This window comes from Marinobacter sp. LV10R510-11A (assembly GCF_900215155.1).
In the GTDB taxonomy this organism is placed as follows: Bacteria; Pseudomonadota; Gammaproteobacteria; order Pseudomonadales; family Oleiphilaceae; genus Marinobacter.
The window spans coordinates 3783387-3797175 of record NZ_LT907980.1 but is presented as its reverse complement, the minus strand read 5'-3'; the positions used below and the strand labels follow the sequence as shown (position 1 = coordinate 3797175).

General features: G+C 53.0%; 10 protein-coding genes. 7 read left to right on the top strand and 3 right to left on the bottom strand.

All coding sequences use genetic code 11. The features are described 5' to 3' along the window. Positions 1–8 precede the first annotated feature (8 nt). Complete coding sequence (gene aceE, locus CPH80_RS18265; RefSeq protein ID WP_096280078.1) at positions 9–2672, bottom strand: pyruvate dehydrogenase (acetyl-transferring), homodimeric type; 2664 nt, start codon at positions 2670–2672, stop codon at positions 9–11. 452 nt (positions 2673–3124) lie between these two features. Here aceE and CPH80_RS18260 point away from each other — a divergent pair, with 452 nt between their 5' ends. Next, positions 3125–4489, top strand: a complete 1365-nt coding sequence (locus CPH80_RS18260; protein ID WP_096280076.1) for a KamA family radical SAM protein — start codon at positions 3125–3127, stop codon at positions 4487–4489. Positions 4490–4599: 110 nt separating this feature from the next. Here the strand turns inward: CPH80_RS18260 and CPH80_RS18255 are convergent, their stop codons facing one another. Further along, on the bottom strand, positions 4600–5463 hold the full coding sequence (locus tag CPH80_RS18255) for a thioredoxin family protein (RefSeq protein ID WP_096281776.1): 864 nt from the start codon (positions 5461–5463) through the stop codon (positions 4600–4602). A gap of 183 nt (positions 5464–5646) precedes the next feature. On the opposite strand from CPH80_RS18255, the gene lon reads away from it, so the two are divergent. After that, positions 5647–8097 carry an endopeptidase La gene (gene lon / locus CPH80_RS18250; RefSeq protein WP_096280074.1) on the top strand — a complete coding sequence of 817 codons (2451 nt, stop codon included), beginning with the start codon at positions 5647–5649 and terminating at the stop codon, positions 8095–8097. A gap of 19 nt (positions 8098–8116) precedes the next feature. Here the strand turns inward: lon and CPH80_RS18245 are convergent, their stop codons facing one another. Then, positions 8117–8611, bottom strand: coding sequence for a MarR family winged helix-turn-helix transcriptional regulator (locus CPH80_RS18245; RefSeq protein WP_096280072.1), 495 nt, complete (start codon positions 8609–8611; stop codon positions 8117–8119). Between the two features lie 206 nt (positions 8612–8817). On the opposite strand from CPH80_RS18245, the gene CPH80_RS18240 reads away from it, so the two are divergent. From CPH80_RS18240 to CPH80_RS18220, 5 genes are all read left to right on the top strand, one after another. Continuing rightward, positions 8818–9930, top strand: coding sequence for a branched-chain amino acid ABC transporter substrate-binding protein (locus tag CPH80_RS18240; protein ID WP_096280071.1), 1113 nt, complete (start codon positions 8818–8820; stop codon positions 9928–9930). Between the two features lie 161 nt (positions 9931–10091). Continuing rightward, on the top strand, positions 10092–11015 hold the full coding sequence (gene livH / locus CPH80_RS18235; protein ID WP_096280069.1) for a high-affinity branched-chain amino acid ABC transporter permease LivH: 924 nt from the start codon (positions 10092–10094) through the stop codon (positions 11013–11015). Next, positions 11015–12295 (top strand): high-affinity branched-chain amino acid ABC transporter permease LivM, encoded by a 1281-nt coding sequence (gene livM / locus CPH80_RS18230; protein WP_096280067.1) that lies wholly within the window; start codon positions 11015–11017, stop codon positions 12293–12295. The genes livH and livM overlap by 1 nt, the downstream gene beginning before the upstream one ends. 6 nt (positions 12296–12301) lie before the next feature. Next, positions 12302–13057, top strand: coding sequence for a high-affinity branched-chain amino acid ABC transporter ATP-binding protein LivG (gene livG, locus CPH80_RS18225; RefSeq protein ID WP_096280064.1), 756 nt, complete (start codon positions 12302–12304; stop codon positions 13055–13057). Between the two features lie 8 nt (positions 13058–13065). Then, positions 13066–13767: an ABC transporter ATP-binding protein gene (locus CPH80_RS18220; protein ID WP_096281774.1), complete on the top strand. Its 702-nt coding sequence runs from the start codon at positions 13066–13068 to the stop codon at positions 13765–13767. Positions 13768–13789 lie beyond the last annotated feature (22 nt).

Below are 13789 nucleotides of genomic sequence, written 5' to 3'. Positions count from 1 at the left end.
CGGTCTCCTTAGCAGTGCGCCGGGTTCGTTTTGTTGCGATCGATTCCGTACTTGCGCATGGCTTCCAAAACCTGCTCTTCCTTGATCTCACCGTCTTTGGCCAAAGCAGAAAGGGCAGTTACCGTCACGTGGTAGCGATCTATCTCAAAGAAACTGCGCAGCTTCTCCCGGGTATCACTGCGGCCAAAGCCATCTGTTCCCAGTGTCATGAAGGTTTTAGGAATGAACCCTCGCAACTGCTCAGAGTGCAGCTTGATATAATCCGTAGAAGAAACCACAGGCCCGATCTGATTCTCCAAGCACTGAGTGACGTAAGCCGTACGGCCCTTGTCGTCTGGGTGCAGCAGGTTCCAGCGCTCAACATGCTGGCCGTCGCGAGCCAGTTCGTTATAGCTGGTTACGCTCCAGACATCCGACGCAACGCCCCAGTCGTCTTTCAGCATTTGAGCCGCTGCGCGAATCTCGTTCATGATCGCACCGGCGCTAAGTAGCTGCACGCGCAGCTTTTTCTTGCCGCCCTTCACTTCTACAGACTCGAACTTGTACATCCCCTTAATGATGCCGTCTTCACATCCCTTGGGCATAGCAGGCTGTTCGTAGTTCTCATTTTCCATAGTGATGTAGTAGAAAACATTCTTGTTCTCTTCAAACATCTCCTTCATACCATGGTGAATGATCACTGCCATTTCATGGCCATAGGAGGGGTCATAGGCTCTGCAGTTGGGGATAGTGTTAGCCAGAATATGGCTGTGGCCATCCTGGTGCTGCAAACCCTCGCCGTTGAGCGTCGTTCTGCCAGCGGTACCACCAATCAGGAAGCCACGCGCCTGCATGTCACCGGAAGCCCAGGCCAGGTCACCCACGCGCTGGAAGCCGAACATGGAATAGAAGGCATAGAATGGAATCAGCGGGAAATTGTTGGTGCTGTACGACGTTGCAGCCGCCATCCACGCTGCCATAGCGCCGCCCTCGTTAATCCCTTCCTGCAGAATCTGGCCTTTTTTGTCCTCACGGTAATACATAATCTGTTCACGGTCCTGAGGCACGTATTTCTGACCTTCAGCGGTGTAGATCCCGAGCTGGCGGAACATGCCTTCCATACCAAACGTACGGGCTTCATCCGGAACAATGGGCACCACGCGCTTACCAATACGCTTGTCTTTGACCAGCGCATTCAGCAGGCGAACAAACACCATGGTCAAGGAAACTTCCCGGCCGTTTGAGCCTTCCAAAACCTGCTTGAAAATATCCAAATCGGGAATCTTCAGCGGCTGGCTGTCTTTACGACGCCGAGGGTAGAAACCGCCCAACTCCTGACGCCGCTTATTCATATAAACCAGCTCTGGGCTGTCTGGCGCGGGGCGGTAATAAGGTACGTCTTCCAACTCTTCGTCTTTCAAAGGGATCGCAAAGCGATCACGGAATGACTTCAGAGTGTCCAGATCCAGTTTTTTCAGAGAGTGCGCCGTGTTCTGGGATTCACCCGCTGCACCAAAGCCATAGCCTTTGATGGTGTGGGCAAGAATCACTGTTGGCTTGCCATTAGCCTCTGTCGCTGCCTTCTTATAGGCTGCATACACTTTGTAGGGATCGTGACCGCCCCGGTTGAGCTTGTTGATGTCGTCGTCAGTCCAGCCTTCAACTAGCTTGGCCATCTCCGGGTACTTGCCGAAGAAATGCTTGCGAGTATGTGCCGGTCCATTATGGGTGTAGTTCTGCAAGTCACCATCGCAGATTTCATCCATGGCACGTTGCATCACACCATTGTTATCCTGATCGAACAGGGTGTCCCACACCCGGCCCCAAACAACCTTGATGACGTTCCAGCCAGCACCACGGAAAGCGCCTTCCAATTCTTGGATGATTTTTCCGTTGCCACGCACCGGCCCATCCAAGCGCTGCAAGTTGCAGTTCACCACGAACACCAGGTTATCGAGATTTTCGCGCCCGGCTTTGGAAATGCACCCAAGGGTTTCTGGCTCGTCGGTTTCACCATCGCCTACAAAGCACCAGACCTTGCGGTCACCCATTTCAATGAGCTCACGGCCATCGAGATATTTCATCACGTGGGCTTGGTAAATAGCCTGAATCGGCCCAAGCCCCATGGATACCGTGGGGAACTGCCAGTAATCCGGCATCAGCCACGGGTGCGGGTAGGAAGACAAGCCGTCGCCATCGACTTCCTCGCGGTATTTATCAAGCTGTTCTTCGGTAAACCGCCCCTCCAAAAAGGAGCGTGCATAGTTACCCGGTGAAGCATGGCCTTGGAAATAAACCAAATCCGACTCACGCTTCTCATCGCCACCGTGGAAAAAGTAGTTGAAGCCCACATCGTAAAGAGTGGCAGCAGACGAGAATGTGGAAATGTGGCCACCCAGATCGCCTGGGCGCTTGCTGGCCCGCACAACCATCGCCATGGCGTTCCAGCGAATCAGCGAACGAATCCGGCGCTCCATAAACAGGTCACCCGGCATGCGGGCCTCCTGAGCTGCCGGGATTGTGTTCCGGAACGGCGTAGTAATAGAGTAAGGCAGCTCGGTGCCATCCCGGCTCGCGCGCTCAGAGAGCCGCTCCAGTATGTATTTTACCCGGTCTATACCTTCGTTCTCGATTAATGACTCGAGTGCATCAAGCCATTCGCTCGTTTCAATGGGATCATCATCGTGGTACATCAAACCTCCCCCTTCACATCAAAAAGTGCAGCAGGTGCCGCGACTGGCATCTACCAAGCATAGAACAGCTTTTATAGTTTTACTGCACAGCCTCGCCGAATGGCTAGTTTTTAGCCAAAACCTGACCAGACTGTTCAATTGAGGCAAACTTTTTGTAGTATTTTTACTACGCATTGCCCGAAAAATTAGATTGAAACGTGAACCCTTATAGAAAACACCAAACATAATTACGATTAGTTACGTAATAATGCCTTTTTTTAGAACACCAAACAACCAGACTCAGACCATCGTCGTAGTGGTCGAAACGCTTAAACACGCCTCTCCCGACTTTTTAATTAGCCCTGAAACTAAACTGCAATTTATGTATACTCGCCTGCCTATTTTTTGACCATCGGAGCGGCGTTAATTTTGCCCTCCTGACATTTCATACTTTTAACCACAGAGGGCGAACCATGAATTCAATCGTCACCTTTCCTAACCGGATTCCCACCACAGAATTCGAGGAACGACGCTTCAAGGTTTATACAGACCGCCAGCTAGACAAGATTGAGATCATTCAGAGCCTCCCAGAGGACACCCTGTTTGAAATGAAGGTAGTGGCCAGCGTGCTGCCCTTTCGCGTGAATGAATATGTGATCAACGAACTGATCAATTGGGACAAGGTGCCCAACGACCCCCTCTATCAGTTGGTTTTTCCACAAAAAGGCATGCTGAAAGACGAACACTTTGATCGCATGGCCAAGATGCACCGGGAAGGCGCAGAGAAAAAAGAGATTCAGGCCGTCGCCAAAGAGATTCGCGATGAACTGAACCCTCACCCGGCCGGCCAGATGGAAATGAACATGCCGGAGCTGGAAGGCGAAGTGCTTGACGGCGTGCAACACAAGTACCGCGAGACAGTGCTGTTTTTCCCGGCCCAGGGTCAAACCTGCCACTCTTATTGCACGTTCTGTTTCCGCTGGGCGCAGTTTGTGGGCGACAAAGACCTGAAGATGTCGAGCACAGAGGCAGGCAAGCTGCACGGCTACCTGCAGGAGCACACCGAAGTAACCGACCTGCTGGTTACCGGTGGCGACCCCATGGTGATGAAAACCAAGAGCCTGGCTCAGTATCTTGAACCTCTGCTACAGCCAGAGCTTGACCATATCCAGACCATCCGCATCGGCACCAAGGCTTTAACCTTTTGGCCGTACCGCTTCGTAACCGACAAAGATGCGGAAGAGCTGCTTGATCTGTTCGCCAAACTTGTAGACGCGGGCAAGCATGTTGCGATCATGGCCCACTATAACCACTGGCAAGAAATAACCACCGACATCGCCGAGGAGGCCATTCGCCGCGTCCGCGCTACTGGTGCTGAAATTCGCGCGCAAGGCCCGCTGATTAAACACGTGAACGACGATGCCGACGCCTGGGCCAAGCTCTGGAAGAAAGAAGTTCAACTGGGCATCATCCCCTACTACATGTTTGTAGAGCGTGACACCGGCGCCAAGAACTACTTTGAAATACCACTAGCGGAAGCCTTCGAAATTTACCGCGAAGCCATGAAGAAGGTCAGCGGCCTGGCCCGCACCGCCCGCGGCCCAAGCATGAGCGCCGGCCCAGGTAAAGTGGAAATTCAAGGAATCACCGAAGTGAAAGGCGAGAAGGTTTTTGTACTGCGCTTTTTGCAGGGCCGTAATCCGGACTGGGTTCAGCGTCCGTTCTTTGCTAAATACAGTGAGACAGCCACCTGGCTTAATGAGCTGGAACCTGCTTTTGGTGAAGAGAAGTTTTTCTACGAAGATGAGTTTGAGGAAATGAAGAAGGGGAATGGCTAATTCAGAAACATCAGATTTAGAAAAGGCCGGGCAATATGCCCGGCCTTTGAGGATTTTTGGATTGGGTAGCGGGCTATCTTATGACAGATAGCTCGCTACAGACGATTACATCAGTGCATCATCGTATAAAGCTTACGCCGATAGATACGCACATCTGGGTTGTCATTCCCTAGCTTCTCAAATAACTCAACCAGTGTGATTTTGGCCACCTCATCCTTATATTTACTATCCACCCGCATCAACCGAATCAGTAACTCCATGGCTTCAGCGTTATTCTCTTTCAGCACATTGTGAAGTGCCAGCAAGTGCAAGGCGTTAGGATCTTTCGGATCCTGCTCTAGCGCCATTTCCAGATCTTTCACAGGCGGGAGTTCTGCAGACTGCTTCAGGAACTTTATTCTGGCCGCCAACTGTTTGGCCTGGTGTTGCAGTTTTTCCTCCGGCGGCAGGCTTTCAAGCACCTGCTCAGCGGTTTCTAGGTCGCCGCTTTCAGCTTTCAGCTGAGCTAGGTCGATCAGCACCTTCAGGTTCTCCGGATCTTTCTGGTTCATCTCGGTGAGAATACCCAGCGCGCCGTCTATATCGCCTTCGCCCCAGATGCGGTGTGCTTTCTCGTAAGGGTCTTCCTCAGGCAGCTTTATATGCTTCTCCAGCACCTTGCGGATCTCGCTCTCTGGCAGGGCAGAGTTAAAGCCATCTACAGCTTCGCCATCTTTCACCAGAATAATCGTGGGCAGGGCACGCACACCCAGGCTGGATGTGAGCTGTTCTTGCTCATCCGCATTCACCTTGGCAAGCCGGAATGCGCCCTGGTATTCGCCCACCAGCTTTTCTAACAAAGGCAGGAGCTGTTTACAGGGCGCGCACCATTCGGCCCAAACATCCACAAGCACTGGCGTGGACGAAGAGGCCTCCATTACCTCCTGCTGGAAGTTTTCCATGGTGGCTTCGAATATATGGGGGGAGCTGCTCATATCAGGCACCTTGAAACAGTTTTTAGGGATTAGAGCATAGATGGGGCGCCCGCTGCCGGAATTCAAGAGCACGCAGCTTGGCATGCCTTCCTGCGGGGGCTTTAATTGGGCTTGCGCTTGAAAATCTGACTTTCAGCTCTAGTAAGTAGTGGGACACTTCTCGTACTAGGAAGCAGATACGGCATGAATCACGACAACGATAACGACTCGCTGGCAGAATTCGACGAAGATCTCACCGAGTACGTCGGCAAGAACAAAAACAGCAAAGAACTTGCTCTGCCTCAGCAATCTATGCCCAAACAGATGTATGTGCTGCCAGTATCAAACCGGCCGTTTTTCTCCGCGCAGGTACAGCCAGTGATGGTTAATCAGAACCACTGGCAAGAAACGCTCAAGCGCGTCGGCGAAACCGACCACAAAATGCTTGGCATTTGTTTTGTTGATGATATCCAGTCAGAACAGGGCGTGCCGCAGAGCGATGAACTGGCGACGGTTGGTTGCGCAGTGCGCGTTCATCACGCCCGGAATAAGGACGGCAACCTCCAGTTTATTGCCCAGGGCTTGCAACGCTTTCGGATTGTGCGATGGCTACGCCGCAAACCGCCCTACTTGGTAGAAGTAGAATACCCGCAGGAACCAAAAGAAGATGCGGATGAAACCAAGGCCTACACGCTGGCCATCATCAGCGCCATAAAAGAGCTGCTGCGCACCAACCCGCTGTATGGCGAGGAAGTAAAGCAATACCTGTCGCGTTTCGGCCCGGAGGACAGCTCCCCGCTGACGGATTTTGGCGCATCGATGACCAGCGCCGCCGGTCACGAACTGCAGGATATTCTGGATACAGTGCCTTTGCTGAGGCGCATGGGAAAAGTGCTGCTGTTGATGCGCAAAGAGCTGGAGGTGGCACGCCTGCAATCTGAGATCAGTGAAGAAGTGAACGAAAAGGTGCAAAAGCACCAACGTGACTTCTTTCTAAAAGAACAACTGAAGGTCATCCAGCGCGAGCTGGGCATGTCTAAAGACGATAAAACGGCGGATGCCGAGCGCTTTGAAGCCAGAATGGCGGAGCTGGACTTACCCGAGGCCGTGCAGGAACGTTTTGACGAGGAATTGCAGAAACTACGGATTCTGGAACAGGGCTCGCCGGAATATGGCGTTACCCGCAATTATCTGGACTGGCTGAGTCAGGTTCCTTGGGGCCAGCACTCTGAGGATCAATTTGATCTGACAGAAGGCCGTCGCATTCTGGATCGGGATCACGACGGTCTGGATGACGTTAAAGATCGGATCATTGAATTTCTTGCAGAAGGCACATTCAAAGGCGAAGTCAGCGGCTCGATTTTGCTGCTTGTTGGCCCGCCGGGCGTAGGCAAAACGTCCATCGGTCACTCAGTGGCGGATGCTCTCGGGCGTAAGTTTTATCGGCTCAGTGTTGGCGGCATGCGCGATGAGGCGGAAATCAAAGGCCACAGACGCACCTATATCGGCGCCATGCCTGGCAAGTTTGTGCAGGCACTGAAAGAGACCAAAGTAGCCAACCCAGTGATCATGTTGGATGAGATCGACAAGATCGGCGCTTCCTATCAGGGTGACCCAGCCTCTGCCCTTTTGGAGACTCTGGACCCGGAGCAGAACAAGGAATTTCTGGATCACTACTTGGATGTCCGCATGGATCTGTCCAAAGTGTTGTTTATCTGCACGGCCAATCAGCTCGACACCATTCCCCGGCCGCTTCTGGATCGGATGGATGTTATCCGCTTGTCTGGTTATATAAGCGAAGAAAAGCTGACCATCGCCAAACATCATCTTATGCCGCGCCTGCTGAAGCGGGCCGGGCTACTTAAAAAGCAGTTCAACATAACGAACGCCGCTATCCGCCAGGTAATCGAGGGTTATGCCCGCGAAGCCGGCGTGCGAAATCTGGAAAAGCTGCTGCACAAAATCATGCGCAAGGGCATCGTAAAATTGCTGGAATCGCCGAACAAACCGGTGAAAGTAGGGGTATCCGATTTGCAGGAATATCTGGGCCAGCCAGCGTTCCGAAAGGAGAAATCACTTAAGGGTGTTGGGGTAGTAACCGGGCTGGCCTGGACGGCCATGGGCGGCGTAACCCTAGGTATAGAAGCCGCGCGGGTGCACAGCAGCCAGCGCGGCTTCAAGCTGACCGGCCAGCTTGGTGATGTCATGAAAGAATCGGCAGAAATCGCCTACAGTTACGTTTGCTCAAACTTAAAGCGGTTTAAGGGCAACCCTGGTTTTTTCGATAAGTCATTCGTGCATCTTCATGTGCCCGAAGGCGCAACGCCGAAAGATGGCCCCAGCGCCGGTGTCACCATGGCAACCGCCCTGCTCTCTATCGCCCGCAGGGAAGCCCCTCAGAAGAATACGGCGATGACCGGGGAGCTAACGCTTACTGGCCAAGTGCTGCCTGTTGGCGGCATTCGTGAAAAAGTCATTGCGGCCCGCAGGCAGAAAATCAGCAATTTAATTCTGCCAGAGGCCAATCGCGGGGATTATGAGGAACTACCGGATTATCTTCGGGAAGGCCTAACGGTGAATTTCGCCAAGCATTACAACGATGTGTTCCAGGCGTGCTTCGGCAACAAACCCAGAACAGACTCATCTGTGCACTAAACCGGAGGAAGGAAAAGGCTCAGGCCTTTTCCTTCCAGCCATCGTCCTTCAGCACAGGACCAACATCCAGTACCGGTGAGGCATCGATGTCGTCGGCATCCATCATGTTCGCAACCCGCTGAAGAGATGCCAAAATCATGTTCTGCTCCCACTCATGCAGGTTCTGGAACTTCTTAATGAAATCTTCCTGCAGAGGATTCGGTGCACGAGAAAGTAAGTCTGCACCACTGTCTGTAAGGTGCGCGTGAACCTTGCGCTTATCTTGAGTGCTGCGAACGCGGTAAACCAGCTGCCGAAGCTCTAGGCGATCAAGGATAGTCGTAACCGTGGCTTGGCTGAGGCTGACCTTGTCAGCGATGGTGCCGATCGTTACCTCACCCAGAGTCCGGATTGTCCGCATAATTAAGAGTTGCGGGCCGGTGAGCCCTGCATTCTTGCTAAGACGCTTGGAATGAAGATCCGTTGCCCGGATAACACGCCTAAGTGCTACCAGAACATGTTCATAATTTTTCACTGTGTTACTGCTCCAATGAGGCCTTCCGCTTTTTATTTACACCACTAACTATTAGAGGTTTTTGCACTATCGAATGCAAGAGCCTTTTTGCCAGCAAAATATTAAATCGCTAGCCCAGCCGACGGTCAACTTGACAAGGTCGCATAGGTAGTGTTTTTTACCCACTGAGACTATAAAAATAACCCTGAAAATACAGGACAACCACAATGACAATTTCAGTAAAAAAACTCGTTACCGCCGTTAGTGCTTCCGTTGCCCTTATGGCTGCTGGCAACGCTGCCGCCGAAATCAAGATTGGCGTCGCAGGACCCATGACCGGGCCAGTTGCCCAGTATGGCGACATGCAATTTTCCGGCACCCGCATGGCCATTGAGCGGATCAACGCCGATGGTGGCGTAATGGGCGAGAAACTGGTCGCTGTAGAATACGACGACGTTTGCGACCCCAAGCAGGCCGTTACGGTTGCAAACCGGATGGTTAACGATGGCGTGCGCTTTGTTGTTGGCCATCTCTGCTCGAGCTCGACCCAGCCCGCCTCAGACATTTATGAGGACGAAGGCATTCTGATGATAACGCCGGCCTCAACTAGCCCGAAAATTACAGAGCGCGGCTATAAGCTGATTTTCCGCACCATCGGGCTCGACAGCATGCAGGGCCCAGTTGCCGGCAACTACATCGCGAGCCAGAACCCGGAGCGTGTTGCGATCATTCACGATAAGCAGCAGTACGGTGAGGGCATTGCGACAGCAGTCCGTGACACGCTGAAAGACAAAGGCATCGAAATTGCCATGTTTGAAGGTGTTACTGCCGGCAGCAAAGACTTCTCATCCCTGGTCACCAAGCTCAAGCAAGCCAATGTGGATTACGTGTACTTTGGCGGCTATCACCCTGAGCTGGGCCTGATTCTGCGCCAGGCGCGCCAGGCAGGTCTGGATACTAAATTCATGGGCCCGGAAGGCGTTGGTAACAAAGACATCAACACCATTGCCGGTGAAGCCGCCGAAGGGCTTCTGGTAACCCTGCCCCCAAGCTTCGACCAAAAAGCAGAAAACCAGGAACTGGTAAAGGCATTCGAAGCCAAGGGTGAAGATCCTTCAGGCCCGTTCGTGCTGACCTCCTACACCGCCGTTCAGCTGGTTGCTGACGGTATTGAAGCGGCTCAATCCAAAGACCCGTTTGACGTTGCTGCAGCGTTGCGCAGCGGTACCTTTGAGACGCCTATTGGCGCGGTTGAGTATGACAAAGCAGGCGACATGAAGTCATTTGAATTTGTTGTGTTCGAATGGCATTCAGATGGCAGCAAAACTCCGGTAAACTAAGCCGAATCGTTAATAAACGGTAATCATGAAAACACCTTCTCACCGCGATCCGGGAGAAGGTGTTTTTCTAGGCTCCTTTAGATCCTGCCTCATACTCAATCTGGTCACCCCGGGATTGGGGTGTTTCAGGGGAGGGAGCAGGCCTCCGGAGTCAAACAACAATGCAAGACCTCCTGTATTTTTCTCAACAGCTTATTAACGGGCTGACGATTGGGAGCGCTTACGCTCTGATTGCCATCGGTTATACGATGGTTTACGGCATCATTGGCATGATCAACTTTGCCCATGGTGAGATCTACATGATCGGCGCTTATACCGCGCTTATTGCCATTACAGGCCTAACAGCCCTCGGGCTCGCCTGGCTTCCCCTGATCCTTATCGTTGCGCTTCTGTGCGCTATAATCGTTTCCAGTTCCATGGGTTGGGCCGTCGAACGTGTCGCCTATCGCCCTGTGCGTGGCCGGCATCGCCTGATCCCTCTGATTTCTGCCATCGGCATGTCCATCTTCCTGCAGAACTACGTGCACCTCGCTCAGGGCTCCCGCAACATCGGTTTTCCCGCACTGATTGAGGGCGGGTTTAACTTTGGCTCTGACGGGCATTTCGAGATGTCGCTGTCTTACATGCAGATCACTATTTTTATAACCACTCTGGTTTGCATGACGGCGCTCTCGCTGTTCATTTCCCGGTCTCGCACCGGCCGCGCTTGCCGTGCTGTCTCTCAGGATCTTGGCATGGCCAGCCTGCTGGGCATTGATACCAACCGTATTATCTCGGCCACCTTTATTATTGGTGCCGCACTGGCGGCTGTTGCTGGCTTGCTACTAGGCATGTATTACGGTTCTGTTGACCCACTGTTTGGATTTATTGCCGGCCTCAAGGCCTTTACGGCTGCCGTACTCGGCGGTATTGGCAGCATTCCCGGTGCCATGCTAGGCGGCCTGATTCTCGGCGTGTCTGAAAGCCTGACTTCGGGCTACCTCAGCGGTGAGTATAAAGACGTCGTCTCCTTCGGTTTGTTGATCCTCATTCTGCTGTTTAAACCCACCGGCCTGCTCGGCAAACCGGAGGTTGAAAAGATCTAATGGCTGCTAACAATTATAGACACGCGCTGTTCTGTGCAATTATCACGCTGATTATTTCTGTCCCGATTCTCGGGCTCAATCTGGAAGCCGAGGGCGTCAACATCACGCTCACCGGAGCCACAACCTCAACGTACATTGCCATTGCTTTGGCCGCCGTTTCGGTATTTGTGTTCCAAGCGTTCCGTGATTCGCTTATGGGCATGCGGGGCACGCTGGGCACGCTACCGAAGCTTAATCCTCTCGCAAAAAAAGAGCCCATGGAGCAATCCAAGCGGGTAAAGCTGGAATTTTGGGTCATGACCGGGCTCGTCGTGCTCGCCCTGTTCTGGCCATTTTTCGTTTCACGGGGTTCTGTGGATCTGGCCACACTGGTGCTGATTTACATCATGCTGGCGCTGGGCCTTAACGTGGTGGTCGGCCTCGCTGGCTTGCTGGATCTCGGCTACGTGGCTTTTTATGCGGTTGGCGCTTACACCTTTGCCCTATTATCACAGTACACAGGCATTTCGTTCTGGATGGCTTTGCCATTAGGGGCTTTGCTTGCCGGGCTGTTCGGCCTGTTGCTGGGCTTTCCGGTATTGCGCTTGCGCGGGGATTATCTAGCCATCGTCACCCTTGGCTTTGGCGAAATCATTCGCATCCTGCTGAATAACTGGACAAGCGTTACCGGTGGCCCAAATGGCATAGGTGGCATTCCCGACCCCACTCTGTTTGGTATGGAGTTTGGCCGCCGGGTAAAGGAAGAAGGCAATACGTCGTTCCATGAAACCTTTGGCATTGCATACAGCGGTGAGCACAAAGTCATCTTTCTGTACCTGATCGCCCTGGTGCTTGCGGTGATAACAGCGCTGATCATTCGGCGCTTCATGCGCATGCCGGTAGGACGTGCGTGGGAAGCGTTGCGGGAAGACGAAATCGCAGCCCGCTCGCTGGGTCTCAGCCGCACGGCAGTTAAGCTCTCTGCCTTCACCATTGGTGCGTTCTTTGCTGGCTTCGCAGGCACCGTGTTTGCTTCCAAACAAGGCTTTATCAGCCCGGAATCCTTTGTCTTCCTTGAATCCGCCATCATTCTGGCGATTGTGGTTCTGGGCGGCATGGGCTCACAGCTTGGCGTGATACTGGCGGCCATTGCGGTGACCATTTTGCCGGAATTGGCACGGGAATTTTCTGAATATCGCATGCTAATTTTTGGTGCCGCCATGGTCTTGATGATGGTCTGGCGTCCACAGGGCATGTTGCCGATGCGCCGTATTCATATCAAATTGCACAAGCAGGAGTGACAGACAATGCTTGAAGTACAAAATCTGTCCATGCGCTTTGGCGGTCTGCTTGCGGTAGACAAGGTTTCACTGGACGTTCAGGAACGGGAAATCGTCTCCATCATTGGCCCCAACGGGGCCGGTAAAACCACCGTATTCAACTGCATGAGCGGTTTTTACAAGCCTACCGGCGGCAAGATCCTTTTCGAAGGCAAAGAAATGCAGGGCAAGCCGGACCACAAGATTTCCCGGCTGGGCATGGTGAGAACCTTTCAGCACGTTCGTCTGTTCACTCAGATGTCGGTTGTGGAAAACCTGCTTGTGGCTCAGCACCGCCATCTCAACACCAACATGCTTGCGGGTCTTCTGAACACTCCCAATTATAGGGTACGGGAGCAGAAAGCACTGGATCGCGCTGCTTACTGGCTGGAGCGTGTCGGCCTTCTTGACCTAGCTAACCGAGATGCAGGCAACCTGGCATACGGCCAACAGCGGCGGCTTGAAATAGCACGCTGCATGGTTACCGAACCAAAACTGCTGATGCTCGACGAACCGGCGGCCGGCCTGAACCCGGCGGAAACCAAAGAACTCAACCAGCTTATTGTGAGCCTAAAAGAGGACTACAACGTTTCCGTGGTATTAATTGAGCACGACATGAGCCTGGTAATGGATATTTCAGACCGGATCAACGTCATCAACCAGGGCAAGCCCCTGGCCTGTGGCACACCCGAAGAAATCCGCCATAACGACGACGTGATCAAAGCCTACCTGGGCGAGGCCTAAACATGAGCATGCTTGTACTAGAAGATGTCCACACCCATTACGGAAAAATTGAGGCCCTGCACGGGGTTTCTGTTGAGGTTAACCGAGGTGAAATTGTCTCGCTGATCGGGGCCAACGGCGCCGGAAAAACGACTCTGCTGATGACCGTATGCGGCACTCCGCAGGCCAGTTCGGGTCGCATCATCCTGGAAGGTCAGGATATCACCAACAAACCCACCGCACAGATCATGCGTTCTGGTTTGGCGATAGTGCCCGAAGGCCGGCGCATATTTTCTGGTCTAACAGTTGAAGAAAACCTACACATGGGCGGGTTCTTCAACACCAAATCCGAGATCCGCAAAAGCCAAGCTCATGTGTATGAACTCTTTCCGCGTTTGAAAGAACGCGAACTTCAGCGCGCGGGCACTATGTCTGGCGGCGAACAGCAGATGCTGGCGATCGGGCGAGCCCTTATGAGCCGCCCCACCATGATCATCCTGGATGAACCCTCTCTGGGGCTGGCTCCGCTGATCATCAAGCAAATTTTCGAAATCATCGGTCATCTGCGGGATGAAGGCATTACGGTGTTTTTGGTGGAGCAGAACGCCCACAAAGCACTGCATCTCGCCGATCGGGGTTATGTGCTGGAGACGGGAAAAATCCGTCTGCATGACACAGGTAAGAATTTGCTGGCCAATCCGGACGTGCAGAACGCCTATTTGGGTGGCTGACCAGCAATCTGAAGGCACAAAA

Excerpts from the sequence above, each read along its gene's own strand:
- aceE (WP_096280078.1), bottom strand. The coding sequence starts at position 2,672 with ATGTACCACGATGATGATCCCATTGAAACGAGCGAATGGCTTGATGCA.
- CPH80_RS18260 (WP_096280076.1), top strand. The coding sequence starts at position 3,125 with ATGAATTCAATCGTCACCTTTCCTAACCGGATTCCCACCACAGAATTC.
- CPH80_RS18255 (WP_096281776.1), bottom strand. The coding sequence starts at position 5,463 with ATGAGCAGCTCCCCCCATATATTCGAAGCCACCATGGAAAACTTCCAG.
- lon (WP_096280074.1), top strand. The coding sequence starts at position 5,647 with ATGAATCACGACAACGATAACGACTCGCTGGCAGAATTCGACGAAGAT.
- CPH80_RS18240 (WP_096280071.1), top strand. The coding sequence starts at position 8,818 with ATGACAATTTCAGTAAAAAAACTCGTTACCGCCGTTAGTGCTTCCGTT.
- livH (WP_096280069.1), top strand. The coding sequence starts at position 10,092 with ATGCAAGACCTCCTGTATTTTTCTCAACAGCTTATTAACGGGCTGACG.
- livM (WP_096280067.1), top strand. The coding sequence starts at position 11,015 with ATGGCTGCTAACAATTATAGACACGCGCTGTTCTGTGCAATTATCACG.
- livG (WP_096280064.1), top strand. The coding sequence starts at position 12,302 with ATGCTTGAAGTACAAAATCTGTCCATGCGCTTTGGCGGTCTGCTTGCG.
- CPH80_RS18220 (WP_096281774.1), top strand. The coding sequence starts at position 13,066 with ATGCTTGTACTAGAAGATGTCCACACCCATTACGGAAAAATTGAGGCC.